Source organism: Actinoplanes flavus, from assembly GCF_017592555.1.
Lineage (GTDB): Bacteria > Actinomycetota > Actinomycetes > Mycobacteriales > Micromonosporaceae > Actinoplanes > Actinoplanes flavus.
The window spans coordinates 80919-107296 of sequence record NZ_JAGFNS010000031.1; the positions used below are offsets into that span (position 1 = coordinate 80919).

Here is a 26378-nt window from a genome sequence, read left to right on the forward strand (position 1 = left end):
CCCGGTACGGGCTTTGGGCCTACGCTGCCCCCGTGTTCTCCATCGAACTGGCCGAAGGCGCCGAGTTGCGCCCCCTCGAACCCTGGCAGGCCGCGGAGTTCCTCGCCCACATGGACCGGGCCCGGGCCACCGTCGACCCGTGGATCCCGTGGGCCAGCGTCAGCACCGACCTGGAGAGCGCGACCGCCACCCTCCAGCGCTACGCCGACAACACCGCCCGCGACACCCAGCGGCTGTACGGCATCTGGCTCGACGGGACACTGGTCGGCGGCACCATGTTCGTGGCCTTCGACGTCAGGAGCGGCAACTGCGAGGTCGGCTGCTGGCTGGAACCGGCCGCCACCGGGCGCGGGCTGATCACCCGGGCGGTCCGGGTGCTGATCGACTGGGCCGTCAAGACCCGCGGCATGCACCGGGTCGAGTGGCACTGCAACCCCGCCAACACCAACAGCTCCAACGTGGCCCGCCGTCTCGGGATGACGCGGGAGGCGCTGCTGCGGGAGTCGTACCCCTGGCAGGGCGTCCGCAACGACACCGAGATCTGGGCGGTCCTCGCCAGCGAGTGGGAATAGGGTGAGCAGGATGTTCGCGGAACCGTCCCTCACCCATCGCCAGGAGGACGGCCTGGACGTGCCGCTGCTGCTCTGGCGCTTCCCGCGGCCGCTGCTCGCCGCCTCCAGCGCGGTCCTCGGCGGTGGCACCGGGCCGCGTGAGTGGCTGGTCAACGCGTCCGTCGCGATGTCGTACGCCCGGCCCGACCCGGACGTGCACCTGGCCGCTCTGGCCGCCGATCTCGGGCTCACCGGGCCCGGCATCGGCCTGCTCACCGGCGTCGACGTGGCCGACGTGGTGGCCGTCGACGACGACGGCGTGCAGGTCTACGCGACCGTCGGCCTGGGCGCCCCGATCCAGGCGGCCGACCCCGAGGCGGTCGGTTTCGGCCACCGGCCCGGCACGATCAACATCGTCGTCTGGGTGCCGCAGCGGCTCGCCGACGGCGCCCTGATCAACACGATCGCCACGGCCACCGAGGCGAAGGCGCAGGCGCTCGCCGAACTCGGGCTGGCCGCCACCGGCACGGCCACCGACGCGGTCTGTGTGCTCTGCCCGCTGGACGGGCCGCCGGCCGCCTACGGTGGCCCGCGTTCCCGGTGGGGCGCGCCGCTGGCCCGCGCCGTGCACCGCGCGGTCCTCGACGGTGGCGCCACCAATCTCGCCACCGGCCGCTCGTGGTCGGGCCGGGCCGCGTCACGGACGTAGGACGCCGCGGTCGATCAGGATCCGCCGGCCCTCCCCGTCCCGGAGGAACTCCACGAACGAGGCGGCCTCCGCGCCGGCGCCGGCCACGAGCACGACCCACAGCGGGCCGATCCGCTCCACCTCGCCGGTGACCGCCCGGGCCGGGGGCTCGTCGGTGACGATGAGCTCGGCCGGTTCGCCGACCAGCACCTCGATGCCCGGATGCTGGATCTCGAACCCCTCCTCGACCGGTGCGAAGTCCCCGGTGAGCGGCTCCGCCACGGCGATCCGGAGCTCGACCGGGCCGGCCTGCGGTTCGGGCCCGTCCGCCGGCCGGGATCCGGTGCCCGCGCAGCCGGTGGTCGCCAGCGCCGCGGCGATCAGTACGACGATCAGTCCTCGCATGCGGGTTCGACTGCCGGAACGGTGGGCAGGTTCCGTACACCGATCGCCGCTGGTCGACAAACTGGCACAAAATGTACGACCGTTCTGGCGTTGCACACGTCACACCCGCACCGGCATGCTGAGGAGCGTGCCGGAACGCATCGCCGAAGTGACCGCCCTGCTCGCCGAGGTGCTGGCGCCGCGTGCCCCGCTCACCGTGATCGTCGACGGCGGCGATCCCGGCGCCGCGGCCGCGTTCGCCGCCCGCCTGGCCGCCGCCTTCCCGTCCACCGCCCGCGCCTGGAACGTCGACGCCGTCCTCGGCCTGACCGGCCCCGGCGGCGGCATGTTCGACTCCGCGCTCAACGTCCTCGAACCGGCCACCGACCAGGTTCTGGTCTTCCTCCGCGGCGGTCCCCGCCACCGGTTCGCCGAGGGGGACGGCGAGCGTCGCGCCCAGGTGGTGATCGACCACCGTGACCCGGACTGGCCGGTGATCCGCCACCTGCACCCCGACCTGGCCGACCCGGACCGGTGGTACCTGTCGGAGAGCCAGGCCTTCTTCGCCGCCCGCGCCGCCGGCTGGGACGCCAAGTTCGGCGACGACATGCCCCGCTACGTCGAGGCCGTCCGCCTGGCCGGCGTCCGCCCCGGCCACGTCGTGCTGGACGTGGGCTGCGGCACCGGCCGGGCGTTGCCCGCGCTGTCCGCCGCCGCCGGCCCCACCGGCCGGGTGCTGGGCCTGGACTTCACCGCCGGCATGCTGTCCGCGGCTCACGAGGCCGGCCGCGACGACGGCGCCACGCTGGTCCTGGCCGACGCCCGCCGCCTGCCGATCGCCGGCGCCTCCACCGACGTGATCTTCGCGGCCGGTCTGGTCCACCATCTCCCGGACCCGCTGGCCGGCCTGGCCGAGCTGGCCCGCGTCACCCGCCCCGGCGGTGTCCTCGCGATCTTCCATCCCACCGGCCGCGCCCAGCTGGCCGCCCGCCACGGCCGCACCCTCCGCTCCGGCGAACCCATGAGCGAGGAGTGCCTCGGCCCCCTGCTCGCCGGCTCCGGCTGGCGCCTGCGCAGCTACGAGGACGTCCCGGACCGCTTCCTGGCCCTGGCCGACCGCCTCTGAGACCAACCCCTTTCCCGCCTGGTCAGGCCCGGGCCACCGATCTCAGCCCGGCGGGCGCGGCACAGGCTCGACCCGGCAGGGCCTCGCGGGGCTCGGCGGGACTGCCGGGATGCGGCGGGGCGGCGCAGCCCGTACCGGAAATGGGGTGAGGCGAAGCCTGGTGTTGGGTTAGCTTCGCGGGCATGTTGGCACTCGGTGAGAGGGAGATTCGCAGCTCCTTCGTGAATTGCAGCAAGGGCGAGGCGAGCCGGATCAAGATGCCGCCGGGGTTGTCCGACGACAGCATCCCCTGGACCGACCTGGACTTTCTCGGCTGGACCGACCCGGGGGCGCCGCAGCGTGCGCTGCTCGTGGTGCCGGGGGCGGACGGGCCGACCGGGATCGTGCTGCGCCGGCCGGAGGCGATGCGGGCCAGCGCGACGCGGTCGAGCATGTGCCGGGTCTGCCTGACCGATCACGCCGCGTCGGGGGTGTCGCTGTTCGTGGCGCCGCTGGCCGGTGCGGCGGGGCGCAACGGCAACAGCGTGGGGGAGTACCTCTGCTCGGATCTGGCCTGCTCGCTCTATCTGCGGGGCAAGCGGCAGCCGAGGATGCGGCTGGTCCGCCGGGAGGAGACGCTCACCCTGACCGAGCGGATCGACCGGGCGATGGCCAACCTGGCCGCGTTCACCACGCGGGTGGCCGCCGGCTGAGCGGCATGGAAGGCTGCAGAGGGCGGATGGTCGAAGTCGCTGAACACGAGAGCTGAGGACCACACATGGGCCAGGCCGCGATCCTCACGGTCGACGACGACCCGTCGGTGTCCCGCGCCATCGCGCGTGACCTGCGCCGCCGCTACGGCGACCGGTACCGGATCGTTCGCGCGTCGTCCGGCGCGGAGGCGCTCGAGGTGCTGCGTGAGCTGAAGCTGCGCGGCAGCCGGGTGGCGGTGATGCTGGCCGACTACCGGATGCCGCAGATGAACGGCATCGCGTTCCTCGAGGAGGCGATGGACCTCTTCCCGTTCGCCCGGCGGGCGCTGCTCACGGCGTACGCGGACACCGACGCCGCGATCCAGGCGATCAACGTGGTGGACGTCGACCACTACCTGCTCAAGCCGTGGGATCCGCCGGAGGAGAAGCTCTACCCGGTGCTGGACCAGCTGCTCGACGCCTGGCAGGCGGCCGGCGACCGGGAGCAGCCGGACATTCGGGTGGTCGGGCACCGGTGGAGTGAGCCGTCCTTCCGGATCCGTGACTTCCTGGCGCGCAACCTGGTTCCGTACCGGTATCTCGCCGCCGACGAGCCGGAGGGCCGCCGCCTGCTGGAGGCCGCGGATGCCGGGCCGGAGGCGGTGCCGCTGGTGGTGACCGCGGACGGGCGGGCGCTGTCCCGGCCGACCGTGCAGGAGGTGGCGCGGGCGGCCGGCCTGTCCACCGACCCGGGCCGCGACTTCTACGACCTGATCATCGTGGGCGGCGGGCCGGCCGGGCTCGGCGCCGCGGTGTACGGCGGGTCGGAGGGCCTCAAGACGCTGCTGATCGAGCGGCAGGCGGTCGGCGGCCAGGCCGGGCAGAGCTCCCGGATCGAGAACTACCTCGGCTTCCCGGACGGGATCTCCGGCGCCCAGCTCACCGAGCGGGCCCGCCGGCAGGCCGACAAGTTCGCGGCCGAGACGCTGACCACGCGGGAGGTGGTGGGGCTGCGGACGGACGGGTCCGCCCGCACCCTCACGTTCGCCGACGGTGGCGAGGTCTCCGCGCACGCCGTGCTGCTCGCCACCGGGGTCTCGTACCGTCCGCTGGTGGCCGACGGGATCGCCGGCCTGACCGGTTCGGGAGTGTTCTACGGGTCGGCGGCCACCGAGGGGCCGGCGTGCGCCGGCACCGACGTCTACATCGTCGGCGGCGCCAATTCGGCCGGTCAGGCCGCGTTGTTCTTCTCGAGGTACGCCCGCCGCGTCACTCTCCTGGTGCGCGGCGACTCGCTCGAGGCGTCCATGTCGTACTACCTGATCCAGCAGCTCGCCCAGGTCGGGAACATCGAGGTGCGGACCCGCTGCGAGGTGATCGGGGCGCAGGGCGAGGGCCACCTCCAGGCGATCACCATCTGCGACAGCAAGAACGGTACGAAGGCGACCGTCGAGTGCGGCTACCTGTTCGTGTTCATCGGCGCGGAACCCCGGACCGACTGGCTCGGCGACACGGTGCTGCGCGACGACAAGGGCTTCATCCGTACCGGGCCGGATCTGCTCGTCGACGGGGAACGGCCGCGGGGATGGGATCGCGACCGGGATCCGTTCTATCTGGAGAGCAGTGTCCCCGGCATCTTCGCCGCCGGCGACGTCCGGGGCGGCTCGGTGAAACGGGTGGCCTCGGCGGTCGGTGAGGGAGCGATGGCCGTCGCGCTGGTCCACCGCTACCTGGAGGCATAGGCATGTCCGACGTCGAGGAGATCCGGCTCGAACCCTGCGAGCCGGGGGTGCTCACCCCGGCCGAGCTGAGGACGCTGTTCCTGTTCGAGAAGCTGACCGACGAGCAGCTCGGCTGGCTGGCCACGCACGGGTGCACCATGCGGGTTCCGGCGGGCGGCCTGGTGATCCGCGAGGGCGACCCGGCCGAGGCGTTCGTCGTGCTGCTCAGCGGCACGATCGCGCTCACCCGGCGGGTCGGCGGGGACGAGGTCACCACGGTCCGGACCGAGCAGCGCGGCGTCTACATGGGTGCCACCCAGGCGTACCTGCGTGACGACGGCGTGCCCCGCAACTACATGGCGTCGATGCGGGCGCTCTCCGACAGCGAGTTCTTCATGGTGTCCGCGGCCGACTTCGGGTGGCTCATGCGGGAGTGGTTCCCGATGGCGATCCACCTGCTGGAGGGCCTGGCGCTGGGCATGCGCAGCTCGCAGGCCGCGATCGGGGAGCGGCAGCGGCTGGCCGCCCTCGGCGCGCTCTCGGCCGGCCTCATGCACGAGCTGAACAATCCGGCGGCGGCCGCCGCCCGGGCCACCAGCGCCCTGCGCCAGCGGGTCGCCGCCATGCGGATGAAACTCGGCAAGCTGGCGGCCGGCAAGGTGGCCCCGGACCGGCTCACCGCGCTCCTGGAGTTGCAGGAGGAGGTGATCGAGCGGGCCGCGAAGTCACCGGCGCTGACCGCGATGCAGACCGCCGACCTGGAGGACGCGCTCGGCGAGTGGATGGACGAGCGGAACATCACCGGCGGCTGGGACGTGGCCCCGGTCTTCGCGCAGGGCGGCATCGACACCGCGTGCCTCACCGAGCTGGAGTCCCGGCTCGCCTCGCCGGAGCTGCTCGACCAGGCGATCCACTGGATCGGGTACGCACTGGAGACCGAGCAGCTGATGAGCGACATCGAGGACGCCACCGGCCGGGTGTCGTCGCTGGTGCACTCGGCGAAGCAGTACTCGCACCTGGACCGGGCCGCGCACCAGTGGATCGACGTGCACGTCGGCCTGGAGAGCACGCTCGTGATGCTGGCCCACAAGATCGGCGACGGGGTCGAGGTGGTGAAGGAGTACGACCGGGAGCTGCCGCAGATCCCGGCTCATCCGGCCGAGCTGAACCAGGTGTGGACCAATTTGATCGACAACGCGGTCCAGGCCATGTCCGGGGTGGGCACGTTGACCATCCGGACGTACCGGGAGGACGACCGGCTCGTGGTGTCGATCGGGGACACCGGCCCGGGCGTGCCGCCGGAGATCCGGAAGCGGGTCTTCGAGCCGTTCTTCACCACCAAGCCGGTCGGCGAGGGCACCGGGCTGGGCCTGGACATCTCGTACCGGATCGTGGTCAACGGCCACGGCGGCGACATCGCGCTGGAGTCGCAGCCGGGTGACACCCGGTTCCTGGTCAGGCTGCCGTTCGCCGAGCCCGCGTCGTCCTGAGGCCGAGGCGCCAGGGGGCGGCCACCCCGTCCGCGGCCGCCCCCGGCTCCCCCTCAGGCGATCAGGCAGGAGATCGCCGGCCAGGTCCGGTTACCGTTGTGCATGACGGTGAAACCGAACGAGTTGCCGCTGCCGTTCGGCCGCGCCGTCAGCACCGTGTTGTTGTTGCTCAGGGTGGTCGCCGCGTTCCAGCTGTTCTGGAAGTACTGCGGCGACTGCGCGGTGACCGTGACGACCCAGTTGCCGCCGCCCGAGACGTTCACCGTGAGGTTGAAGCGGTCGGCCCACTGCTGTCCCGCGGTGTAGGTGGTCGAACACGAGCCGCCGCTCGACGGTGAGGTCGACGGGCTGGAACTCGGCGAGGCGCCGAGGTGGGGCGTCGTCCAGTCCCGCCACTCGGCCAGGTTTCCGGCGGCGCGGCTGGAGATCCGCATGACGCCCGCCTGGTTACCGGTGTTGAGCAGGAACCTCTGGATGTTCTGCCGGAGCGGCTCACGCCATTCGGCCCGGTTGGCGCAGTGGCTGCCGTCCTGGACGTCGGACCAGTAGGTGATGTTCCCGCCCGCCCCGAGCGCCTTGTAGACCTCCGCCCCGGCCAGCGCCGCGACGCTCGCCGAACGGGGCCCGAGGTTGGCGATGTGCGGGTTGTCCATGATGAACAGCCCGCGCGGCGCGATCATCGCCACCGTCTCGTGGGTGTCCACCGGCAGCCGGGTGGGGCTGCCGGTGAACGATCCGAACGCGTCGCCGAGCCAGGGCTGCTCGCCGTACGCGCTGCTCAGGCTCTGTGCGCCCTCGCCGGGGACGCCGCGCAGGATGGGCACGCCGGCGGTGCCCGACTCGATCGGCATGGTGAGGGCGATCCGCTGGTCGAAGGCGCCGGTCACGAACGTGCCCTTGCCGAACCGGGAACAGCCGGTGACCCCGGTGGCGTCGCCGCGCAGGATCGAGCCGCCGGACTGCTCCAGCACGTCGATGATCCGGCTGACGCCCCACGCCCAGGCCACCAGCAGGCCGGTGGTGCTGTTCGAGCCGTAGACGCTGTAGAAGGCGCCCTGCTTGTTCGCGCGGCCGGTGCCCTCCCGGCCCACCGCGTACGGGTCGTACTTGATCACCGCGGCGCCGGCGGCCTTGATGGTGGCGGTGTCCGCGCCGAACCCGCCGAGCACTACCACCGCGGGGAACGGCCCGGTGCCGCTGGGCAGCTCGACCCCGGCGGAGAAGGAGGCGCTGCGGCCGTTGTGGCTCACGTTCACCGTGACGGTCGACGCCGAGACGGTGCCGGTGACGCTCGACGGCTTGGCCGGTTTCTCACCGTAGACGAACTTCTCGGCCAGCTTCTTGATCTCGTTGCGCTGGCAGCGCCAGTCGGCCGGCGAGGTGATGCGGGTGCCGTTCAGCCGTTTGAACGGGTCCGGCAGGCGGGTCACGGTGGGCAGCGCCCCGGCGTCCGGCAGCGCCGGGGCGGGGCAGCTCACGCCCTCGTCCTCGACTCCGGCCGCGGCGGCGCGGGACTCGGTCGCCGCGGTCACGCCGACGGCCGCGGCGAGGGCCGCCAGCAGGGCGATGGCCGTTCTTCGGAGCAGCGGGGGCGGGGACGGGCGCACGGGTCCTCCTCGGAGAGCGGGGGATTCCGGCGCGGCCGTGGGGATGCGGACCGGCGCCGGGGCTGACACTCATCGATGGGCTGAGTATTTGACCCCGGTGCGCGACTGTCAACAACTATCGGATCTATAACGGTAGTAGATCGCCACTGAAAAGCAGCTCAGCGGCTATTCGGAAGTCATTTCGTTCGATTCGCTTCCACCGGTCTCCGAAAGTTTCGGATCGTCTTCGCCGCCCTGGGTGGGCTGCGTCGGCTGCGGCTGATCGGTCGGGGCCGTCGGCGTGGGCTCGGTCGTGGCCTCGGGCGTGGCCTCGCTCGACGGCGCGGGCGTGCCGTCGGTGGTGGCCGGCGCGGTCGGATCCGCCGACGGCGTCTCACCCGAGGGCTCCTCGCCGGAGTCCTCGCCCACCGACTGGAACAGGATGGTCGGGCCGCCGGTGTCCCGCCCGTTCGTCACATCCGCCGCCGACCGGCCGGCGAACAGTTCCGCGGTCGTCAGCGTGCCCATCCCGAGCGCGAAGAACGCCGCGGCCGCCAGGCCCACCCGCTTCCAGTGGACCCGCCGGGGCTCGTCGCCGGACGGCGGCTCCCCGGCGGCCTCGACCGGCGGCGTGCCGGCCGCCGCCGGTGCGACCGTGAACGCCGAGTGCAGCCGCCGGGTCCCCCGGTCGATGAACCGGTGATAGATCTCCGTGCCGATCGAGCTGATCAGGCTCGCCACCGCGGCGCCGATCAGGGTGCCGGCGACTCCCAGGAAGGAGCCGGCCACGGCGGCGGAGACGGCCGCGAGGGTGCCGGCGACGGTCTTCGGAATGTCGATACCGGACCAGAATCGGCCCTGTGCCTGCTGGGACATGTCCTCCAGATCCTCTGCGCTGGACTCGGCGGGTCAGCTCTTCGCCTTAACCCCTCGGTCCGCCGTCAAACCCCGCCGCTCCGCCAGCACCGTCCACAGCGGGGGAACCACGATGCCCTCCCGGCGCCGGGCCAGCCGCCGGGTCCGCAGAATCCCTGCCACGCCCACGGCCGCCACCAGGAACTGCACCGACATCGCGACCTTGAAATCGTCGATGTGATAGTCGTTACCGCCGCCGGTACGGGCGTCCAGGATCAGCCCGATCAGCTGGATGGTGATCAGCGAAGCCACGAAGCCGCCCACGTTCACCACCCCGGTCGCGGTGCCCAGCCGGCTCGGCGGGTTGAAGCTGCGCGCGAAGTCGAATCCGATCATCGAACCCGGCCCGCCCAGGCCCAGCGCCACCACGAGCAGCACCAGCACCGGCAGCGGGGCCCGCCCCGGCCACGCGATGACCAGCGCCCAGGCGCCCATGTTGGCGGCCACGATCCCGAGCACCAGCTGGGAGCGGCGCAGCGGGTGCCGCTGGGTCAGCAGGCCGAGCACCGGCCCGGCCGCCATGCCGGTCACCACGAAGACGGTCAGCAGCACGCCCGCGGTGGCCCGGCTCAGGCCCTCCCCGGCGATCAGGAACGGCACGCCCCACATCAGCGCGAACACCGTGCCGGTGAACTGGGTGGTGAAATGCGCCCACAGGCCCAGCCGGGTGCCCGGGTGCCGCCAGGAGCTGCCCAGATCGGTGCCGAGCCGCTGCCAGCTCATCGCGCCGCCGCTGTTGATCCGCCGCTCCGGGGTGTCCCGCAGCGCGATCAGCACCGCGACCGCCACGAACAGGCCGGCGCCGGCCGCGCCCAGGAAGCCGGTGGTCCAGCCCGCGCCGGCCAGCACGGCCGCCAGCGGCACGGCGGACAGCACCTGACCGATCTGGCCCATGATCCCGGTGAGCTGGGTGAGCACCGGCACCCGCCGGGCCGGGAACCAGTGCGGCACGAGGCGCAGCACGCTGATGAAGGTCATCGCGTCCCCGGCGCCGACCAGCACCCGGGCCGTGATCGCGCCGCTCAGCCCGTCGGTGAACGCCATCAGGGTCTGCCCGGCGGCCATCACGAGCGCGCCGGACAGCACCAGCCTCAGTGATCCGAAACGGTCCAGCAGGAGCCCGACCGGGATCTGCAACCCGGCGTAGACGAGCAGCTGGACGACGGCGAAGACGGCCAGCGCGCCCGCGCCGACGCCGAAGCGCTCCTGCGCGTCGAGCCCGGCCACCCCGATCGAGCTGCGGTGCAGGACGGCGACGACGTACGCGGCCAGCCCGGCGGCCCACACCGCCCAGGGACGCAGGTGCATGGGCGGCCTTCCGCTGGTCGGGTAACGTGCCCTGCCAGCCTTCTCCCTTACCGGCGTCCCCGGCAACGTGATCCCTAGCTCAGGTGGGACTCCAGCCAGTCCAGGGTGACCCGCAGAAACTCGGCCCGGGCGGAGCGGTGCAGCAGTTCGTGGCCCTCGCCGGGGAAGAGCAGATAGCGGTGCGGGTGCCCGCGCTCGGTGAGCGACGCCACCACCCGCTCGGCCTCGATCACCGGCACGTTGCTGTCGTTCTCGCCGTGCACGATCAGCAGCGGGGCGCGCAGCCGGTCCAGCCGGTGCAGCGGGGACAGGTCACGCAGCAGGGCGGCGTCGTGCACCGGATGGCCGTACTTGCTCACCGCGGCCGCCGCGATCCACGGCTCGGTGTGCCGGTAGAAGCTATCGAAATCAGACATCCCGCAGATGTCGACGCCGACCGTGAACAGCTCCGGGAAAGCGGTCAGCGCGGCCAGCGTCAGGTAGCCGCCGTAGGAACGGCCCATGATCCCGACCCGCCCGGCGATCCCGGACTCCCGCAGGAACGTCACGCACGACCGGACGTCCTCGATCGCGTCGTAGCGGCGGGCGCCGTTGTCCGCCTCGACGAACGCGCGCCCGAACCCGGACGAGCCGCGCACGTTCGGGGCGAACACCGCGATGCCCCGCGCCACCAGCGACTGGAACAGCGGGCCGTGCCCGGGACGCTCCTGCGCCTCCGGGCCACCGTGGAACCACAGCACGGTCGGGTGCGGGCCGGGCGTACCGGGACGGAAGAGCCACCCGGTGAGGGTGAGCCCGTCGTGCGCGGTGACCGTCTCGAGCGTCGGGTGGACCGCCTCCGGCGAGGCCGGCGCCGCCGAGACCGCACGCAGCTCGCCGGTCTCCCGGGTCCACACCCAGACGCCGTGCGGCTGACCGGGGCCCTCCGCCGTGAAGGCCAGCGTGGACGCGTCGAAGCTCCACGCCGGGCCGCTGACCACCGGGCCGGGCAGCGGCGACACCGGCTTCGGGACGCGATCGCCGTCGTGGTCCAGGTCGATCAGCGCGGCCTCCGACTCGCCGCCCCGGACGTTGACCAACACCACGGCGGTACGCCCGTCGGCGGTGACCGTGAAGTCCTCCACCTCGCCACCCGAGGCCAGGACCTCCACGGCGTCACCGGCGACGCGGATCAGCGCCGGGAACTCGCCGTCCTGGCTGAGCGCGTAGACGCACCCGCCGCCCGGGCTGAACACCGCCTTCTCGCCGCGGGTGACCGGCTTCTCGGCGCCGGTGGACAGCTCACGCAGCATGATTTCGCGGGCGCCGCGCGGACCGTACCGCAGAAGCGCGAAGCGCCCGGCCGGGTCCACGTCCAGAAGCGAGAGCAGGTCGCCGCGCGCGACCACCGTCCTGGTCTCCGCGGTGACGTCGACGAGGACGGCGCTGGTCAGGTTCTCGGTGAGGGCCAGCACCGGGCGGCCCGGCAGCCAGCGCATGTCGTCCGCGGTGTCGTCGCCGAAACCGGCGACCTGATGCAGGTCGGAGCCGTCCGGCCGGACCAGCCACACCTCCTGCCGGGGCGCGCCGCCCGGGGCGGTCTGGCAGGCCAGCCAGCCGCCGCCGGACGACCAGGCGACCGCCGACACCGGCTCCGGGCCGGTGTCGACCCGGAAGGCCAGATCGCTGCCGACCGGCTGCACCCAGACCGCCGGCGCGCCGCCCCGGTCGGAGACGTACGCCAGGTGCCGCCCGTCCGGTGACAGGGTGGGCGACCAGTTCCCGGCGATCTCCGGCTCGACGCGGTTCCAGCCCGCGGGCAGCACGGTCACGTCGACACGGTGGAGCTGACCCTCCATCCGGATCCCCCTGTTCCTAATCGAGCACTGTCTGGAGCCACATCTCCAGCAGCGCGAGCTGCCACAACTGATTCGCCCCGAGCGTGGTGCGCGGGGTGTTCGGGTCGGCGAGCAGCGCCGACACGTACTCCGGCCGGAACAGCGCCCGCTTCCGGGCGGCCGGCGCGTGCAGCGCGTCCTGGACCATGTCGAGCACCGGACCCTCCAGGTGCCGGATGCCGGGCACCGGGAAGTAGCCCTTCGGCCGGTCGATGACCGCGTCGGGCACCAGCCCGCGCGCCGCCTCCTTGAGCACTCCCTTGCCGCCGTGGGCCAGTTTCAGCTCGGGCGGGCAGGCCGCCGCGAGCTCGACCAGTTCGTGATCCAGGAACGGTACGCGTGCCTCCAGCCCCCACGCCATAGTCATGTTGTCGACCCGTTTGACCGGATCGTCGACCAGCATCACCTGCGAGTCGAGCCGGAGCGCCGCGTCGACCGCGGTGGTCGCCCCGGGCCGGCCGAAGCTCTCCGCCACGAACTCCCGGGCCAGGTCGTCGTCGAGCATCCACTCCGGGTTCAGCTGCCGGGCCAGCACGGCGTGCGGGCGGTCGAAGAACTCCTTCGCGTACGCCTCGACGGCCTGTTCCCGGGGCACGCCGGCGAGGGGCGGGTACCAGCTGTAGCCGGCGAAGATCTCGTCGGCCCCTTGCCCAGATTGCACCACCTTGACATGCTTTGCAACGTCTTCACTGAGCAGGTTGAAGGCGATGCAGTCGTGGCTCACCATCGGCTCGCTCATCGCGCCGACGGTTCGCTCGACGGCCGGCAGGAACCGCTCATGACCGATCCTGATCTGGTGGTGCGTGGTCTGGAAGTGCTTGGCCACGATGTCCGAGTACTCGAACTCGTCCCCGCTCTCCCCGCCCGCGGCCTCGAACCCGATGCTGAACGTGGTCAGCCCCGCCTGTCCCCGCTCGGCCAGCAGCGCCACGATGAGGCTGGAGTCGATGCCGCCGGAGAGCAGCACCCCGACCGGCACGTCGGCGACCATCCGCCGTTCCACCGCCTGCCGCAGCTTCTCCCGGACCGCCTGAGCCCAGTCGGCCTTCTCCAGCGTGCGCTCGAAGGACGCCTCCCAATACACCCGCTCGGTCGACGTGCCGTCCGCCCGGATCACCCGGATCGTGGCCGGCGGCAGCTTGCGGACCCCGGCCAGGATCGTGCGCGGCGCCGGCACCACCGAGTGGAACGTCATGTAGTGCTGCAACGCCACCCGGTCGAGGGTGGTGTCCACACCGCCCGCGGCGAGCAGCGCGGGCAGCGTGGAGGCGAACCGCAGCCGCCCCGGCGACTCGGCCAGATAGAGCGGTTTGATCCCGAGCCGGTCGCGGGCCAGCGTCACGGTCCCGCTGTCGTGCTCCACCACGGCGAAGGCGAACATCCCGAGGAAACGGGTGACGCAGTCGGCGCCCCACCGGTGGTACGCCTTGAGAATCACCTCGGTGTCCGAACCGGAGAAGAACGTGTAGCCGTCCTTCTCCAGTTCCAGGCGCAACTGCCGGTAGTTGTAGACACAGCCGTTGAAGACCACGGTCAGGCCCAGCCGGTCATCGGTCATCGGCTGGGCGCCGGCCTCCGACAGGTCGATGATCTTCAGTCGCCGGTGGCCGAGAGCGATCCGTCCGTGCGTCCACAGTCCGTGGCCGTCCGGGCCGCGGGACTCCAGGCAGGGCAGCATCCGCCGGACCGCTTCGGTGTCCGCGGGCCGGTCGCCGTAACGGATCTCGCCGGCGATTCCACACATGAAATACCTCCCGATGTCAGCCGAGCAACCAGGTGTCCTTCGATCCGCCGCCCCGCGAGGAGTTGACGATCATGCTGCCGGCGGGCGCCACCCGGGTCAGGGCGGCCGGGGCCACCACCGACTCGGCGCCGGTGAAGACGAACGCCCGCAGATCGACGTGCCGTGGGGCGAGCCGGTGCCCGTCGAAGACCGGATGGGTGGAGAGCTCGACCAGCTCCTGCGCCACCCAGCGGTGCGGCGTCGCCCTGATCTGCCGCCGCAGCGCCTCCAGGTCGGCGGGGCTCGCGTGCGGGCCGATCACGATCCGGTCGCCGCCGTAGCCGTCGACCGGCTTGCAGACCAGCTCGCCGAGACGGCTCAGCACCTCGGCACGCTGCTCCGGGATCCCGCACAGATAGGTGGGCACGTCCGCGAGCAGCGGCTTCTGGCCCAGGTAGTACTCGATGAGGCGGGGCACGAAGGCGTACACCGCCTTGTCGTCGGCCACCCCGTTGCCGAGCGCGTTGGCCAGCACGACGGTGTCCGCGTGCAACGCGGACACCAGGCTGGGGCCGAGCGGCATGCCGTCCGCGCCCGGCGAGTGCACCAGGCTGTCCTCACCCATGCGCAGGTAGATGACGTCGACCGGGTGCCGGTGGCCGTCCCGCAGCCGCCACACCCGGCCCTCGTCGACGAACAGCTCGGTGCTGCGGACCACCGGCACCCCCATGGCCTCGGCCAGCATCCGGTGCTCGAACCAGGCCGAGTCGTCCGGGCCCTGGCTGAGCACCACGAGCGCCGGATCGTCGCCGGCGGCCGGGCCGGCCGCCTCCAGCAGGGCCCGCTTCAACAGGCGCGGGGTCTCCTCCACCGAGACCAGCGCGGCCGGGCGGGGCAACTCGGGCAGCACGCTCCAGGTGAGACGGCGGTTCTGCATGGCGTACGCGATCCCGGACGGCACCCGCAGGTTGTCCTCCAGCACGCACCACCTCCCGGCCCCGTCCCGGACCAGGTCGACCCCGGCCACCTGGGCGCGGACCGCGGGCCGGCTGATCAGGGCGCCGCTGGCCCGCAGCTCCGGCGACCCGTCGATCACCCACCCGGGCACGATGCCGTCGGCCACCACCTGACGGTCGCCGTAGACGTCGTTGAGGAACGCGTCGAGCGCCCGGACCCGCTGCACCAGACCCTCGGTGAGGTGCCGCCAGTCGTCGGCCGGCACGATCCGGGGCACCAGGTCGAACGGGAACAGCCGGGTGGCCGCCTCGCCGGCCACACTGAACGTGATGCCGCGGGCCCGCTGCTCGTCGTCGCGGTGGTCCTCGCGCTGCCGCAGGCCGGTGGAGCCGAGCGAGGTGAGCACCGGCAGGATCCCGGCGTAGGCGGGGGAGACCCGCCCGCCCGGGAAGGCCTCGTCGCCGTCGGCCACGTAGGCCTCGATCAGCGCCGGCGCCGGGGCGCCCGCCGGGCCCGCCTCCGTCACCCCGCCGCGGGTCTCGGCCACCAGCGCGTCGACCACGTCGGAGAGCCGGCCGCGCCGGGACAGGGCGCGCCGTTGCCGGGCGGCCGAACTGCCCCGGCTCAGCGCCCGCAGGGTGAGGTCGAAGACCTGGTCCCAGTCGCCCAGCTCCTCCAGCTGCGGGCGCAGCTCGCCGACCAGGCGCTCGACCGCGACGGCGGCCGGCACCGGGACCGGCGAGCGGGGCAGGTCCAGCAGGTCGCCCTCCAGGCCGGACCGGGCGGCCCGCCACATCGCCGCCCGGTGCAGCGGCGGCCGCGGGTCCCGGAGCGGGAGACCGGCCCGGTGGTCCTCCCGGGCGCGCAGCACCAGGGCCCGGAACAGGCCGGCCAGCAGCACCACGGTCTCGGTGTCCGGGCTGGCGTCGGTGACCCGCAGCTCCACGGTGGGTACGTGCGCGGACGGCCGGACGTCGAAGTAGACCATCTTCGGGTCGCTGATCGTCCCGGACGCGATCAGGTCGCTGACCAGGGCCTCGTGCTCCTCCGCCGAGTGCAGCCGGCCACTGTCGCCGGCGGTCGGCCAGCGCATCCACACCAGGGAGCGGACGCTGGCGTACCCGGAGTCCTCGCCCATCCAGTAGGGCGAGCTGGCGGAGAGCCCGAGCAGCACCGGCAGCACCGGCGTCACGCGCTGGGCGACCGCCACCGCCTCGTCGGGGTCGGGCACCCCGACGTGCACCTGGGCGCCGCAGATCAGCTGCTCACGCACGAGCATCTGGTACTCGTGCAGCATCCGCCGATAGCGGGAGGTCGGCGTGACCGGCAGCGCGTCCAGGTCGACCAGCGGCACGGTGCCGGCCGCGACCAGCCCGAGGCCGAGCGACTCGGCCACCCCGATCGCCTCCCGCCGCCGCGCGACGATCCCGGCCCGCAGATCGTCCAGGGTGGCGCTGACCGGGGTGTTGGTCTCCACCACCGACCGGTGCAGCTCGGCCGAGAAGTGGGCCGCGTCCAGCCGGTCCAGGATCTCCGGCGCCCGCGGGACCAGCTCACGGGTGCCGAGGTCGACGACGTGGAGTTCCTCCTCCACGCCGAGGGTGAGTGCGGCCCGTTCGGGGACGCGCGGATCCGACGCCTGTAGTGACTCCGTCATCGAGACCGCCTCTGCATAGGTTCAGCCCGGTTTCGCCGGAGCCTTTCCATAGGATGTAGCGAATCTGTGACGTGCCCGTTTCACGCTGCGGTCAAGCATGACGATCGCGACACTCCAGCCCGGGCCGGAGGTCCTTTGCAGCTCACCGGTAGTGTCGCCCGGTGACGCCCGACACCCGCGGAGGTCCTTCATGAGCAGCGTCGTCGTAATCACCGGATCGGCCGGTCTGATCGGTTCGGAGGCGGTCCGGCACTTCGCCGCACTCGGCATGGACGTGGTCGGGGTCGACAACGACATGCGCGGCTACTTCTTCGGCGCCGACGGCTCCACCCAGTGGAACCTTCAGCGCCTGGTCAAGGAGGTCGGCGACCGGTACACCCACCACAGCGTCGACATCCGGGACCGGGACGGGCTGGACCGGCTCTTCGCCGACCTGGGATCGAACATCGGGCTGGTCATCCACGCGGCCGCGCAGCCGAGCCACGACTGGGCGGCCCGCGAGCCGTTCACCGACTTCGACGTGAACGCGGTCGGCACGATCAACATGCTCGAGGCGACCCGGCGGCACGCGATCGACGCGCCGTTCATCTTCACGTCGACCAACAAGGTGTACGGCGACACGCCCAACTCGCTGCCGCTGGTGGAGCTGGAGACGCGGTACGAGCTGCCCGAGGACCACCGGTGGTACGGCGGCATCGACGAGACCATGACGATCGACAACAGCATGCACTCGGTCTTCGGCGCCTCGAAGGTGGCGGCCGACATCATGGTCCAGGAGTACGGCCGCTACTTCGACATGCCGACCGCGGTCTTCCGGGGTGGCACGCTGACCGGCCCCGGCCACTCGGCGGCCGAGCTGCACGGCTTCCTGGCGTACGTGATGCGCTGCGTGATGGAGCAGCGGACGTACAAGATCTTCGGCTACAAGGGCAAGATGGTCCGTGACGCCATCCACTCGCACGACCTGATCACCGCGTTCGAGGCGTTCCACCGGGCGCCGCGGGTCGCCGAGATCTACAACATGGGCGGCGGCCGGTTCTCCAACTGCTCGCACATCGAGGCCTTCAAGATCGCCTCGGAGATCACCGGTCTGGAAGCCCGTACCGAGTACGTGGACCAGGCCCGCCAGGGTGACCACCAGTGGTGGATCAGCGGCACCGGCCGGTTCGAGGAGCACTACCCGGACTGGAAGCTGACCTACGACGTCCCGGCCATCCTGCGGGAGATCTACGAGGCCAACAACGAGGTCTGGAAGGCCTGATCGCATAGTTATGCGCCCGAGTGCCGCCCGGTGATCCACTGGGCGGCACTTTTCTGTGTACTTACTGTAAGGGCCGTTTAGTTAATCACCCGTTAACCGACCTTCGGTACATTACCGAAATGTCCGACTTGACGCAGATCCTGCGCCGGGACTTGCCGGCGTCCATCGTCGTATTCCTGATCGCCATTCCGTTGTCCCTCGGCATCGCCGCGGCATCCGGAGCCCCGCTGCTCTCCGGATTGGTGGCCGCCGTCATCGGCGGCATCGTCGCGGGCGCCCTGGGCGGAGCCCCGTTACAGGTCAGCGGCCCGGCCGCCGGCCTCACCGTGATAGTCGCCGGCGCCGTCGCCGACTTCGGATTCGCCGGCACGGCCGCCATCGTCGCGGTCGCCGGCCTCGTTCAGATCCTCCTCGGCGCGTCCCGGCTGGGCCGCGCCGCCCTGGCCCTGTCACCCGCCGTCGTACACGGCATGCTCGCCGGCATCGGCCTCGTCATCGCGCTCAGCCAGGTGCACGTCATGCTCGGCGGCACCCCGCAGAGCTCCGCCTGGAGCAACCTGCGCGACCTGCCCGGCCAGATCGCCGCCCACCACGGCGCGGCCGCCGTGCTCGGCATCCTCACCGTCGCCGTCCTGGTGTTCTGGCCCCGCCTGGTCCGCAGCTCGATGCTCCCGGCCGCCCTGGTCGCGGTGGTGTCGATGACCGCGCTCGCCGCCGCCACCGGCGCCGACGTGGCCCGGGTCCGCCTGCCCGACGAACCGCTCGCCGGGCTGATCACACCCAGCTGGCCGGACGCCCCGGCCCGCGAGATCGTCGTGGCCGTCCTGACGATCGCCCTGGTCGCCAGCGTCGAGTCGCTGCTCTCCGCGGTCGCCGTCGACCGGCTGCACGACGGCCCGCGCGCCAACCTCAACCGGGAACTGGTCGCCCAGGGCGCCGCCAACACGGCATCCGGCCTGCTCGGCGGGCTCCCGGTGACCGGCGTGATCGTGCGCAGCTCCACCAACGTGGCGGCCGGCGCGCGTACCCGGGCCTCGGCGATCCTGCACGGCGTCTGGGTCGCGGCGTTCGTGCTGCTCTGCGCCGGCCTGCTGGAGACCATCCCGATGGCGGTGCTGGCCGCCGTCCTGATCGTGGTCGGCCTCCGGCTGGTCAGCCTGGCCCAGATGCGCACCTACGCCCGGCACCGGGAACTGCCCACCTACCTGGTCACTGGTCTCGGCGTGGTCGCCACCGACCTGCTCACCGGCGTCGCCCTCGGCATGATCACCGCGGCGCTGCTGATCCTCTGGCGGCTCACCCGCTCGGAGATCCGCCGGGTCGAACGCGCCCCCGGCGACTGGCTGGTCACCATCAACGGCACCCTGTCCTTCGTCGAGTCCGCCCGCCTCACCCGGGAACTGGGCGGCGTACCGGGCGGCAGCGACGTCGACCTCGAACTGCACCTCGACTACCTGGACCACGGCGCCTACGAGACGATCCGCGACTGGTGCTCGGCACACGAACGGACCGGCGGCACGGTACGCATCCGCGAGGTGCACGACTCCTGGTTCTCCCAGGCCACCTCGGGCCGGCTGGGCAGCGGCAAACGCACCCCCCGGCTGCTCGGCTCCTGGTCCCGCTGGCAGGACATGGACCAGCAGCGCCGCGGCGCCATGGCGGCCGGCATCGCCGAGTTCGAGCGCACCGTGGCCCCGCTGGTCCGGCCGCACCTGGCCGACCTGGCCCGCGACGGTCAGCGGCCGCAGCAGCTCTTCATCACCTGCGCCGACTCCCGGCTGGTCCCCAACCTGATCACCGCGAGCGGCCCGGGCGACCTGTTCTGCGTCCGCAACGTCGGCAACATCGTGCCCCCGCACGGCGCCGGCGACGTCTCGGCCGGCGCGGCCGTCGAATACGCCGTCGACGTCCTCGGCGTCAGCGCCATCACGGTCTGCGGCCACTCCGGGTGCGGAGCCGTCCGCGCCCTGATGAGCGGCGCGGCGCCGCCCGGGTCCGCTCTCGGCGACTGGCTCGCGCTCTCCGGGGTGGACTTCGGCGACAGTGGCGACGAGGAACGCTGCTGCACCGACAACGTCGTCCGGCAACTCGCCAACCTGCGCACCTATCCGGCGGTCCGGGCCGCCGAGACAGCCGGCCGGCTGCGCCTCGCCGGCATGTACTTCGACCTCGCCGAAGCCCGGATGTACGAGGTCGATCCGGTCCTCGGCGACGCCCGCCCCATCTCATCGATCCCGGCCGCCTGAAACCACAACCCGTTTCCGGTACGCGGTGGAACGTCCCCGACGAATCGTGGCCGTTCCGCCCTGCCACGCGGGCCCGCTGCGGCCTCACGGCCGTAGCGCGCCCGCCGGGCCGAGGCGGCCCCTCACGGCCGTAGCGCGCCCGCCGGGCCGAGGCGGCCCCTCACGGCCGTAGCGCGCCCGCCGGGCCGAGGCGGCCCCTCACGGCCGCAGCGCGCCCGCCGCGCTTCCGCTGCGATCTTGGACGTTTTCCCACCGCTGGGGGTGGTCAATCGTTCAAGATCGCGCCGGGGGAGTCGCGGCTAGCTGAACAAGAGCGACCACATTGCGAGTGAACCAGCGGGGGTTTCACCCAGCGGGTGCCTCGGTCAGCGGGGGCCTCGGTCAGTGGGGGTTTCGGTCAGCGGGTGCCTCGGTCAGCGGGGCATGAAGACCAGGCGGTCTCGGAACTGGGCCAGCTTTTCCGGAGTGAGGCCGTCGCAGTAGATCAGCAGCTCGTCCGGGCTGGTGAAACCGTTGTGCAGGTCGCGGGCCTCGACGATGCGGTCGGCGAGGGGGCGCTCGATGCGCAGGGCGCGGGCCAGCCACTCGGCGGGGACGTGGTTGACGTCGACGAGGCCGCCGTCGTCGTACTCCCGGCCCGGCAGGTCGGGACGGCCGATCATCAGCTCGGACGCGATCGACGGCTGCTCGGTCTGGACCCGGCGGGCCTCCTCCCGGCGGGCGGCCCGCCACTGTGCGCGGGCCAGCGCCGGATCGACGGCCGGCGCGGGGTTCCAGTCCGGGCGCGGCGGCGGGTAGTGGGTCAGGCGCGGGCGGGGCCTGGCTCGTCCGTACGCGGGAGGTTGGGTCCGGGGTTGGGGGTTTCGCTGGAAGAACTCGGCCCGGACCCGCTGCTGGAGGAAGCCGACGTGGAACGTCCCGACCACCCACAGGACGAGGGAGACCATGCTGAGCAGGACGGCCACCGTCGACTCCGAGCCGTCACCCGTCACCGCCGAGCCCGCGCAGTTGGCGAAGAATGCTACGAAGTAGACGCCGGAGAGGATCAGGTGTGTCCGCGAGCGGAGCTTGATCGCACCGGCCAGCACCATCGGGGCGGTGCCCAGCCCGCAGGTCAGCAACGGGACGAGGAACCACCAGAAGGTGACCGGTGGTTCCGGTGGTCGCTGCCATCCGGCACGGGCTCGCGGATCGGGCTGCATGCCCCGACGTTAGGACCGGACATCAAGTGACCGCCAGGGTCAGCGCCGCGACCGGGGTGAGTGGCCGCCGGTCAGCGTCGTGACCAGGGCGAGAGGCCGCCGGTCAGCGGCGGGAGCAGGGCGCGTTGCCGGAGGAAGTGGTCGAGGACCGCGTCGGAGGCCGGGAACTCCGGGCGGGGCAGGTCGACGGGGGCCGAGACGTCCAGCGTCAGGCGGTAACGGTCCGGATGGGTGGCGACCGAACGGACCAGCGACCAGTTCCACGTCTTGCGGCTCTCCGCCGTGCGGACCTCGAAGCCGTCGTCGGTGACGGTCCAGGTCTCCGGAAGTGGCAGCCGCCCCGGCCGGACCTGGTGCGGGCGGGTGCGGATCTCGATGCCGATCGCGCTCAGGCTGGTGACCGCCAGGACGGCGGCGGCCACGGTGACCGGGCCCGGAGCGCCCAGCCACAGGCCGAGCCCTGTTCCGGCGGCACCGGCCACGACGAGCGGCGCGGCGAGCGGGATGGACCGCAGCGGGCCCCGGCGCAGTGCGGGCAACGGCTCGTTCCGCACGATCTCGAGGTGCATGATCAGGCCGCCGACGGTTCGGTGGACGGGCCGGCGGTGGGTTCCGGGCGGTCGGGGCCGATGCTGGATTCCGGACGGTCGACCACCGCGCAGAGGAAGGTCCGCAGCTCGGCGTCCTGCTCCGGGGTGAGCGGCGCCCGTGGGATGTCGATGATCCCGCCGGTCGCGGTGCGCAGCAGATAGGCGTCGTCCAGCACCCACATCGCGGTGAACACCGACCAGTCGTACTCGATGGACGACTCGGTCTTGGACACGACGAGCCGCTCGCCGGTGAGTGCCCAGACGCGCGGGACCAGCGCGGATTCCGGTGCCTCCGGGGGCCGGCGGGCAGCCCGCGCGGACAGCCACAGTGCGGACCCGATCGCCGCGATCGCCGCGAGAAGCAGCAGGCCGCCGGTCATCAGGGCCTTCGGGCTGAGCTCCCCGCCCAGCACGATGAACACGGCCAGGAATCCGATCGGGGCGACCGAGGCGAACAGGGGCTTCGCGGCCCGCGAGGTCCGGGCCGGGAACTTGTTCCGGTAGTACTCGGGGGAGCGGGCGTAGGTGAACTCGATGTGCACCGATGGATCCTACGAACGTGCCCGCGTCCCGGTGGGACGCGGGCACGTTCCTCCCCGTGCCGCTCAGTTACGCGTGATGGTGAAGGTGGTCGTCGGGTTCTCGATGTCGCGGTAGTTGTCGCTCAACTGCAGGTTGGTGAAGGTGGCCGAGCCGACCGCCGGCCCCTGGCCCGCCTCCGGCATCGGGTTGGCCCAGATGCCGTAGCCGGACTTGGCGTCGAACTGGTCGCCGCTCTTCCTCGCGCCGGTGATCGACACGTTCGTGAAGACCGTGTCCTTGATCGGGTTCTGCGGTTGGCCGCCCACGTAGTTGGTCTGGAACATGATCCCGGAGTAGGTGGGGTCGACGATGTCGACGTTGTTCACCCGGATGCCCTGGAACACCTTGGACGCCGAGAACACCCAGATCGCCGGGAACACCTGGTTGCCCCAGAAGTGGCCGCCGGCCCGGACGATCGAGATGTTCTCGAACACGGTCGGCGGGCTGGCGCCGAAACCGTTCATCGGGTAGCCGAAGTCCAGCGAGCTGATCGTGATGCCCGAGTAGACCAGAGTGTCCGCGATGTAGATGTTCTTGAACGTGTTGGCGTACCCGCCGTAGACCGCGATGCCCGCGGCCCGCCAGGTCAGTGTGGTGGACAGGTTCGAGTAGACGTTGTTGATCTCGTCGGAGCCGCCGGCGTCGATGGCGGAGAACAGCGCGAAGCTGTCGTCACCGGTGGCCCGGGCGTCGTTGTTGTCGACCAGGTTGTCGGTGCTGCCGTTGGTCATGTTGACGCCGTCGGCGAACATGTTCCGGATCCGCGAGTTGGTGATCTTCATCCGGTCGGTGTTCGCGCCCCAGTAGAGGCACACCGTGTGCTCGGCCCAGATGTTGTCGATCGTGATGTCGGCGACGTTGGCCAGGTCGAACACCTTGCCGGGGCCGTCGATGCGGATCGTGTAGTTGCCGAAGAACGCGAAGTTCGCGAACGTCGAGCCGTTGGCGGTGGCGTCGGCCCGGAAGCCGGCGTCCGTCTCGGACTGGGTGGACGGGGTGTGGAAGCGGGTGTACCAGGGGCCCGCGCCGATCACGTTGAGCTTGCGCCCGTACACCTGGAACTTGTTGCTCGTCTGGTAGTCGCCGGCCGGCAGGTAGACGCCCAGCTTGGTGGCGTCCTGACGGGCGGCGTCCAGGGCGTTCTGCACCGACTGGTGATCGAACCCGGCCGGCACGACATAGCGGGACGGATCCGGGTTGGCGATCGGAGCGACCTGCTCCAGGTTGATGAAGTCGACGGCGATGTTGCCCGAGTTGACGGCATCCTTCTGCAACTTGACGGTACTTCCGGCCGGGAACGATCCGGTCAACATGATGTTGGCTTCGTCGTAGATGTGGCGCGGACCGGTCCCCGAGTTCTGCGGGTTGGTCTCGTTGCCGTACAGCCACGCGTACTTCGAGGTCAGCGGCAGCGTCCGGTTGAGCGTGCCGTTGACGTACACGTTGATCGAGCTGGTCGTGCCGTCCGGGATGGAGAACCGGGCCACCACCGTGTTGGTCGCCGCGCGGGTGGTCCACTGCACGTACGAGCCGGTCTGGTTCAGCGTGACCGCCTTGCGGCCGGACGCCTCGCCGGCCAGGTCACCGACGGTCCGGTTCGGGCCGACGACCTGCGCGCCGCCGCCGGTCTGACCGTCCTCGGCCTCGTACATGTCGTACGGCATGTTCGCGCCACGCCCCACGAAGAACGGCTTCTCGCTGGTGTTGTTGCCCTGCTTCACCGGCAGTTCGTTGGTGTCGTTCGCGACCACCGTCCGAACCGTGTACTTGCCGTTGACCGCGGTCCAGGTGCCCAGGTTGATCGACGGCGACGAGGCGCCGGGGGCCAGGGTGCCGCTCCACGAGCCGGTGAACGTCTTCACCACGGTGGCGCCGTTCAGGATCGTCACGGTGACGCCGTGCGCGCCGCTGCCGCTGGCCGCGGTGCCCTGGTTCCGCAGCGTCGCCGCGAAGGTGACCGTGTTGCCGGCCGCCGGGTTGCCCGGGGACCAGGAGACCACCGAGGCGACCAGGTCGGAACTGCTGACCGGTGCCACGACCAGATTGTTCGGGCTGGTGTAGGCGTTGTTCGCGTCGTTGGTCTCGATGACCGTGTTCGCCTCGTCGACCTTCGCGCCGATCGGGTAGGTGCCCGCGTCCCGCGCTCCGATCGAGGCGGTGACCGTCGCGGTGGCGCCGGCCGCCAGAGCGCCTACCGAGGCGGTGCCGGCCTTCGTCGTACCCAGGTAGAAGTTGACGTCGGAGGCGGGGGACGCGGCCGTGCCCGCGTTACGCACCGTGGCGGACAGCGTGATCGCGTCGGTCTCGACGGGCGTCGCCGGGGAGACCGTGATGCCGGTGACCGTGAGGTCCGGGTTCGGCGCCGGGGTGCCGATGACCTGGAGTTCGGCGACCTGGCCGCTGGGCGCGCCGGTGTTGGCGGTGAAGGACAGACGGACGTCCGCGGTGGTCGCGCTCACCGGCACGGTCACCGTGTTGCCACTCGCCGGCTGGAAGCTGTACGTCGCGGAGCCCACGATCGTGGTGTACGCGGACGCCGACTGCTCCCGGCCGAGGATCGCGAACGTCTGCTGCCGCGCACCCCATTCGGTCGCCGGGTTCAGCTTGACCACCACCGACGACACGGTGGCGTTGGCGCCCAGCTTGACCGTGAGGTTCGCCGGGTACGCGCTGCCCTCCCAGTAGGTGGCGGTGTCGTTGTCGTTCGCGTTCGTGGCCACGAAGGTGTGGATCACCGAGGACGCCTCGATCGGCTTGCCGACCGCCAGGTTCGTGCCGTTCTGCGGCGTCCCGGTCCGGGTGACCGTGTTGCTGGCGGCCGACTCGTTTCCGGCCGCGTCACGGGCCTTCACGTAGTAGGCGACGGTCGCCGTGTCCGGCTGGCTGTCGGTGTACGTGGTTCCGGTGACCGTGGTCCGCAAGGTCCCGTTGGCGTACACGTTGTAGCCGGTCACGCCCACGTTGTCGGTCGACGCGCCCCAGGCCAGGCGGATCTGCCCGCTCGCCGGGGTGGTGTAGGACAGCGTCCCCGGGGTGGTCGGCGCCTGCGTGTCCCCGGTGGCGCCGGTACGGGTGACCGTGGCGCTGTTCGCCGACACGTTGCCGGCCGCGTCCCTGGCCCGCACGTGGTAGGCGACCGTGGCGCTGTCCGGCTGGTTGTCGGTGAAGGTCAGCACGTTCCCGGCGACGGACGTGCGCAGCACCCCGTTGGCGTAGACGTCGTAGCCGGTGACGCCCACGTTGTCGGTCGACGCGTTCCAGGTGAGCCGGATCTGCCCGCTCGCCGGTTCGGTGTAGGCGAGGCCGCCCGGCGCGCTCGGCGCCTGGCTGTCCCCGCTCACCGGGCCGTAGACCTCCAGCTCGGAGAGCTGCCCGGCGGGCCAGGCCGTGTTGCCGGTGAAGTTCAGCCGGACGAACCGGGCGCTCGCGGTGGTGAAGTCGATGGTCACCGTGTTGCCCGAGGACGGGTTGAAGCTGTACCCGGCGCTCGCCTTGAGGGTGCTGAACGAGCCGCCGTCGGTGCTGCCCTGAATGGACAGCGTCTGGGTGCGGGTGTTCCAGGCGGTGGCCGGCGGCAGCTTGAGGACGGCCTGGTTGACCGGGGTCGACGTGCCGAGGTCGACCTGGAGCCACTGCGGGAAGGCGTTGTTGCCGCTCTCCCAGTAGGTGTTGGCGTTGCCGTCGCCGGCGTTCCCGGCCGGGTAGACGTCGGTGAAGCTGGAGGCGCTGAAGGTCTTGCCGGCCGCGAGGTTCGGTCCGGCGGCCATCGAGGGCGGGGCGTGCACGAGGGCGGCTATCAAGCCGGCGGCCGTGGCCGCGGCTATCAACCTGAATCTGGACATG

19 protein-coding genes are annotated in these 26378 nt (G+C 71.8%); 8 read left to right on the forward strand and 11 right to left on the reverse strand.

Annotated elements, in window-relative coordinates:
- The first annotated feature begins 32 nt into the window (after positions 1 to 32).
- A complete protein-coding gene (locus J5X75_RS35375) occupies positions 33 to 572 on the forward strand; it encodes a GNAT family N-acetyltransferase (RefSeq protein ID WP_208471992.1) in 540 nt (179 codons plus the stop codon).
- Between the two features lie 10 nt (positions 573 to 582).
- Positions 583 to 1260 (forward strand): adenosylcobinamide amidohydrolase, encoded by a 678-nt coding sequence (locus tag J5X75_RS35380; protein ID WP_208471993.1) that lies wholly within the window; start codon positions 583 to 585, stop codon positions 1258 to 1260.
- Here J5X75_RS35380 and J5X75_RS35385 read toward each other — a convergent pair.
- Positions 1249 to 1644: a hypothetical protein gene (locus tag J5X75_RS35385; RefSeq protein WP_208471994.1), complete on the reverse strand. Its 396-nt coding sequence runs from the start codon at positions 1642 to 1644 to the stop codon at positions 1249 to 1251. The two genes, J5X75_RS35380 and J5X75_RS35385, sit on opposite strands and share 12 nt — an antisense overlap.
- A gap of 127 nt (positions 1645 to 1771) precedes the next feature.
- Here J5X75_RS35385 and J5X75_RS35390 point away from each other — a divergent pair, with 127 nt between their 5' ends.
- The 4 genes from J5X75_RS35390 (at position 1772) to J5X75_RS35405 (ending at position 6631) form a co-directional block, all read left to right on the forward strand.
- Positions 1772 to 2749 (forward strand): class I SAM-dependent methyltransferase, encoded by a 978-nt coding sequence (locus J5X75_RS35390; RefSeq protein ID WP_208471995.1) that lies wholly within the window; start codon positions 1772 to 1774, stop codon positions 2747 to 2749.
- Positions 2750 to 2931: 182 nt separating this feature from the next.
- The gene (locus tag J5X75_RS35395) at positions 2932 to 3441 is read left to right on the forward strand and encodes an FBP domain-containing protein (RefSeq protein WP_208471996.1); all 510 of its coding nucleotides are present in this window, start codon (positions 2932 to 2934) and stop codon (positions 3439 to 3441) included.
- A gap of 65 nt (positions 3442 to 3506) precedes the next feature.
- Positions 3507 to 5162, forward strand: coding sequence for an NAD(P)/FAD-dependent oxidoreductase (locus tag J5X75_RS35400; RefSeq protein WP_208471997.1), 1656 nt, complete (start codon positions 3507 to 3509; stop codon positions 5160 to 5162).
- A 2-nt stretch (positions 5163 to 5164) separates the two neighbouring features.
- On the forward strand, positions 5165 to 6631 hold the full coding sequence (locus J5X75_RS35405; protein ID WP_208471998.1) for an ATP-binding protein: 1467 nt from the start codon (positions 5165 to 5167) through the stop codon (positions 6629 to 6631).
- A gap of 53 nt (positions 6632 to 6684) precedes the next feature.
- Here J5X75_RS35405 and J5X75_RS35410 read toward each other — a convergent pair whose 3' ends face one another.
- From J5X75_RS35410 to J5X75_RS35435, 6 genes are all read right to left on the reverse strand, one after another.
- Positions 6685 to 8238 carry a glucuronyl esterase domain-containing protein gene (locus tag J5X75_RS35410; RefSeq protein WP_307798477.1) on the reverse strand — a complete coding sequence of 518 codons (1554 nt, stop codon included), beginning with the start codon at positions 8236 to 8238 and terminating at the stop codon, positions 6685 to 6687.
- Positions 8239 to 8403: 165 nt separating this feature from the next.
- Positions 8404 to 9093 (reverse strand): hypothetical protein, encoded by a 690-nt coding sequence (locus J5X75_RS35415; protein ID WP_208471999.1) that lies wholly within the window; start codon positions 9091 to 9093, stop codon positions 8404 to 8406.
- Between the two features lie 33 nt (positions 9094 to 9126).
- A complete protein-coding gene (locus tag J5X75_RS35420; protein ID WP_208472000.1) occupies positions 9127 to 10440 on the reverse strand; it encodes an MFS transporter in 1314 nt (437 codons plus the stop codon).
- 74 nt (positions 10441 to 10514) lie between these two features.
- A complete protein-coding gene (locus tag J5X75_RS35425) occupies positions 10515 to 12278 on the reverse strand; it encodes a S9 family peptidase (protein WP_208472001.1) in 1764 nt (587 codons plus the stop codon).
- A gap of 16 nt (positions 12279 to 12294) precedes the next feature.
- The gene (locus J5X75_RS35430) at positions 12295 to 14061 is read right to left on the reverse strand and encodes an N-acetylglutaminylglutamine amidotransferase (protein WP_208472002.1); all 1767 of its coding nucleotides are present in this window, start codon (positions 14059 to 14061) and stop codon (positions 12295 to 12297) included.
- A 16-nt stretch (positions 14062 to 14077) separates the two neighbouring features.
- On the reverse strand, positions 14078 to 16654 hold the full coding sequence (locus J5X75_RS35435; protein ID WP_208472003.1) for a carboxylate--amine ligase/circularly permuted type 2 ATP-grasp protein: 2577 nt from the start codon (positions 16652 to 16654) through the stop codon (positions 14078 to 14080).
- A 190-nt stretch (positions 16655 to 16844) separates the two neighbouring features.
- Here J5X75_RS35435 and J5X75_RS35440 point away from each other — a divergent pair, with 190 nt between their 5' ends.
- Together J5X75_RS35440 and J5X75_RS35445 are read left to right on the forward strand one after the other, a co-directional pair.
- Positions 16845 to 17915, forward strand: a complete 1071-nt coding sequence (locus J5X75_RS35440; RefSeq protein WP_208472004.1) for an NAD-dependent epimerase/dehydratase family protein — start codon at positions 16845 to 16847, stop codon at positions 17913 to 17915.
- A gap of 119 nt (positions 17916 to 18034) precedes the next feature.
- Entirely contained in the window at positions 18035 to 20161 is a 2127-nt protein-coding gene (locus J5X75_RS35445) for a SulP family inorganic anion transporter (RefSeq protein ID WP_208472005.1), read from the forward strand.
- Positions 20162 to 20574: 413 nt separating this feature from the next.
- Here J5X75_RS35445 and J5X75_RS35450 read toward each other — a convergent pair whose 3' ends face one another.
- From J5X75_RS35450 to J5X75_RS35465, 4 genes are all read right to left on the reverse strand, one after another.
- Positions 20575 to 21363, reverse strand: coding sequence for a ComEA family DNA-binding protein (locus J5X75_RS35450; RefSeq protein ID WP_208472006.1), 789 nt, complete (start codon positions 21361 to 21363; stop codon positions 20575 to 20577).
- A gap of 71 nt (positions 21364 to 21434) precedes the next feature.
- A complete protein-coding gene (locus J5X75_RS35455) occupies positions 21435 to 21932 on the reverse strand; it encodes a hypothetical protein (protein WP_208472007.1) in 498 nt (165 codons plus the stop codon).
- A 2-nt stretch (positions 21933 to 21934) separates the two neighbouring features.
- Positions 21935 to 22495 (reverse strand): YcxB family protein, encoded by a 561-nt coding sequence (locus tag J5X75_RS35460; RefSeq protein ID WP_208472008.1) that lies wholly within the window; start codon positions 22493 to 22495, stop codon positions 21935 to 21937.
- A 63-nt stretch (positions 22496 to 22558) separates the two neighbouring features.
- Positions 22559 to 26377: a discoidin domain-containing protein gene (locus tag J5X75_RS35465; protein ID WP_238490529.1), complete on the reverse strand. Its 3819-nt coding sequence runs from the start codon at positions 26375 to 26377 to the stop codon at positions 22559 to 22561.
- Position 26378: the final 1 nt, after the last annotated feature.

Coding starts and splice junctions, on each gene's coding strand:
- J5X75_RS35415 (WP_208471999.1), bottom strand. CDS start 9,093: ATGTCCCAGCAGGCACAGGGCCGATTCTGGTCCGGTATCGACATTCCG.
- J5X75_RS35385 (WP_208471994.1), bottom strand. CDS start 1,644: ATGCGAGGACTGATCGTCGTACTGATCGCCGCGGCGCTGGCGACCACC.
- J5X75_RS35395 (WP_208471996.1), top strand. CDS start 2,932: ATGTTGGCACTCGGTGAGAGGGAGATTCGCAGCTCCTTCGTGAATTGC.
- J5X75_RS35420 (WP_208472000.1), bottom strand. CDS start 10,440: ATGCACCTGCGTCCCTGGGCGGTGTGGGCCGCCGGGCTGGCCGCGTAC.
- J5X75_RS35425 (WP_208472001.1), bottom strand. CDS start 12,278: ATGGAGGGTCAGCTCCACCGTGTCGACGTGACCGTGCTGCCCGCGGGC.
- J5X75_RS35440 (WP_208472004.1), top strand. CDS start 16,845: ATGAGCAGCGTCGTCGTAATCACCGGATCGGCCGGTCTGATCGGTTCG.
- J5X75_RS35405 (WP_208471998.1), top strand. CDS start 5,165: ATGTCCGACGTCGAGGAGATCCGGCTCGAACCCTGCGAGCCGGGGGTG.
- J5X75_RS35435 (WP_208472003.1), bottom strand. CDS start 16,654: ATGACGGAGTCACTACAGGCGTCGGATCCGCGCGTCCCCGAACGGGCC.
- J5X75_RS35465 (WP_238490529.1), bottom strand. CDS start 26,377: ATGTCCAGATTCAGGTTGATAGCCGCGGCCACGGCCGCCGGCTTGATA.
- J5X75_RS35400 (WP_208471997.1), top strand. CDS start 3,507: ATGGGCCAGGCCGCGATCCTCACGGTCGACGACGACCCGTCGGTGTCC.
- J5X75_RS35445 (WP_208472005.1), top strand. CDS start 18,035: ATGTCCGACTTGACGCAGATCCTGCGCCGGGACTTGCCGGCGTCCATC.
- J5X75_RS35450 (WP_208472006.1), bottom strand. CDS start 21,363: ATGCAGCCCGATCCGCGAGCCCGTGCCGGATGGCAGCGACCACCGGAA.
- J5X75_RS35430 (WP_208472002.1), bottom strand. CDS start 14,061: ATGTGTGGAATCGCCGGCGAGATCCGTTACGGCGACCGGCCCGCGGAC.
- J5X75_RS35380 (WP_208471993.1), top strand. CDS start 583: ATGTTCGCGGAACCGTCCCTCACCCATCGCCAGGAGGACGGCCTGGAC.
- J5X75_RS35455 (WP_208472007.1), bottom strand. CDS start 21,932: ATGCACCTCGAGATCGTGCGGAACGAGCCGTTGCCCGCACTGCGCCGG.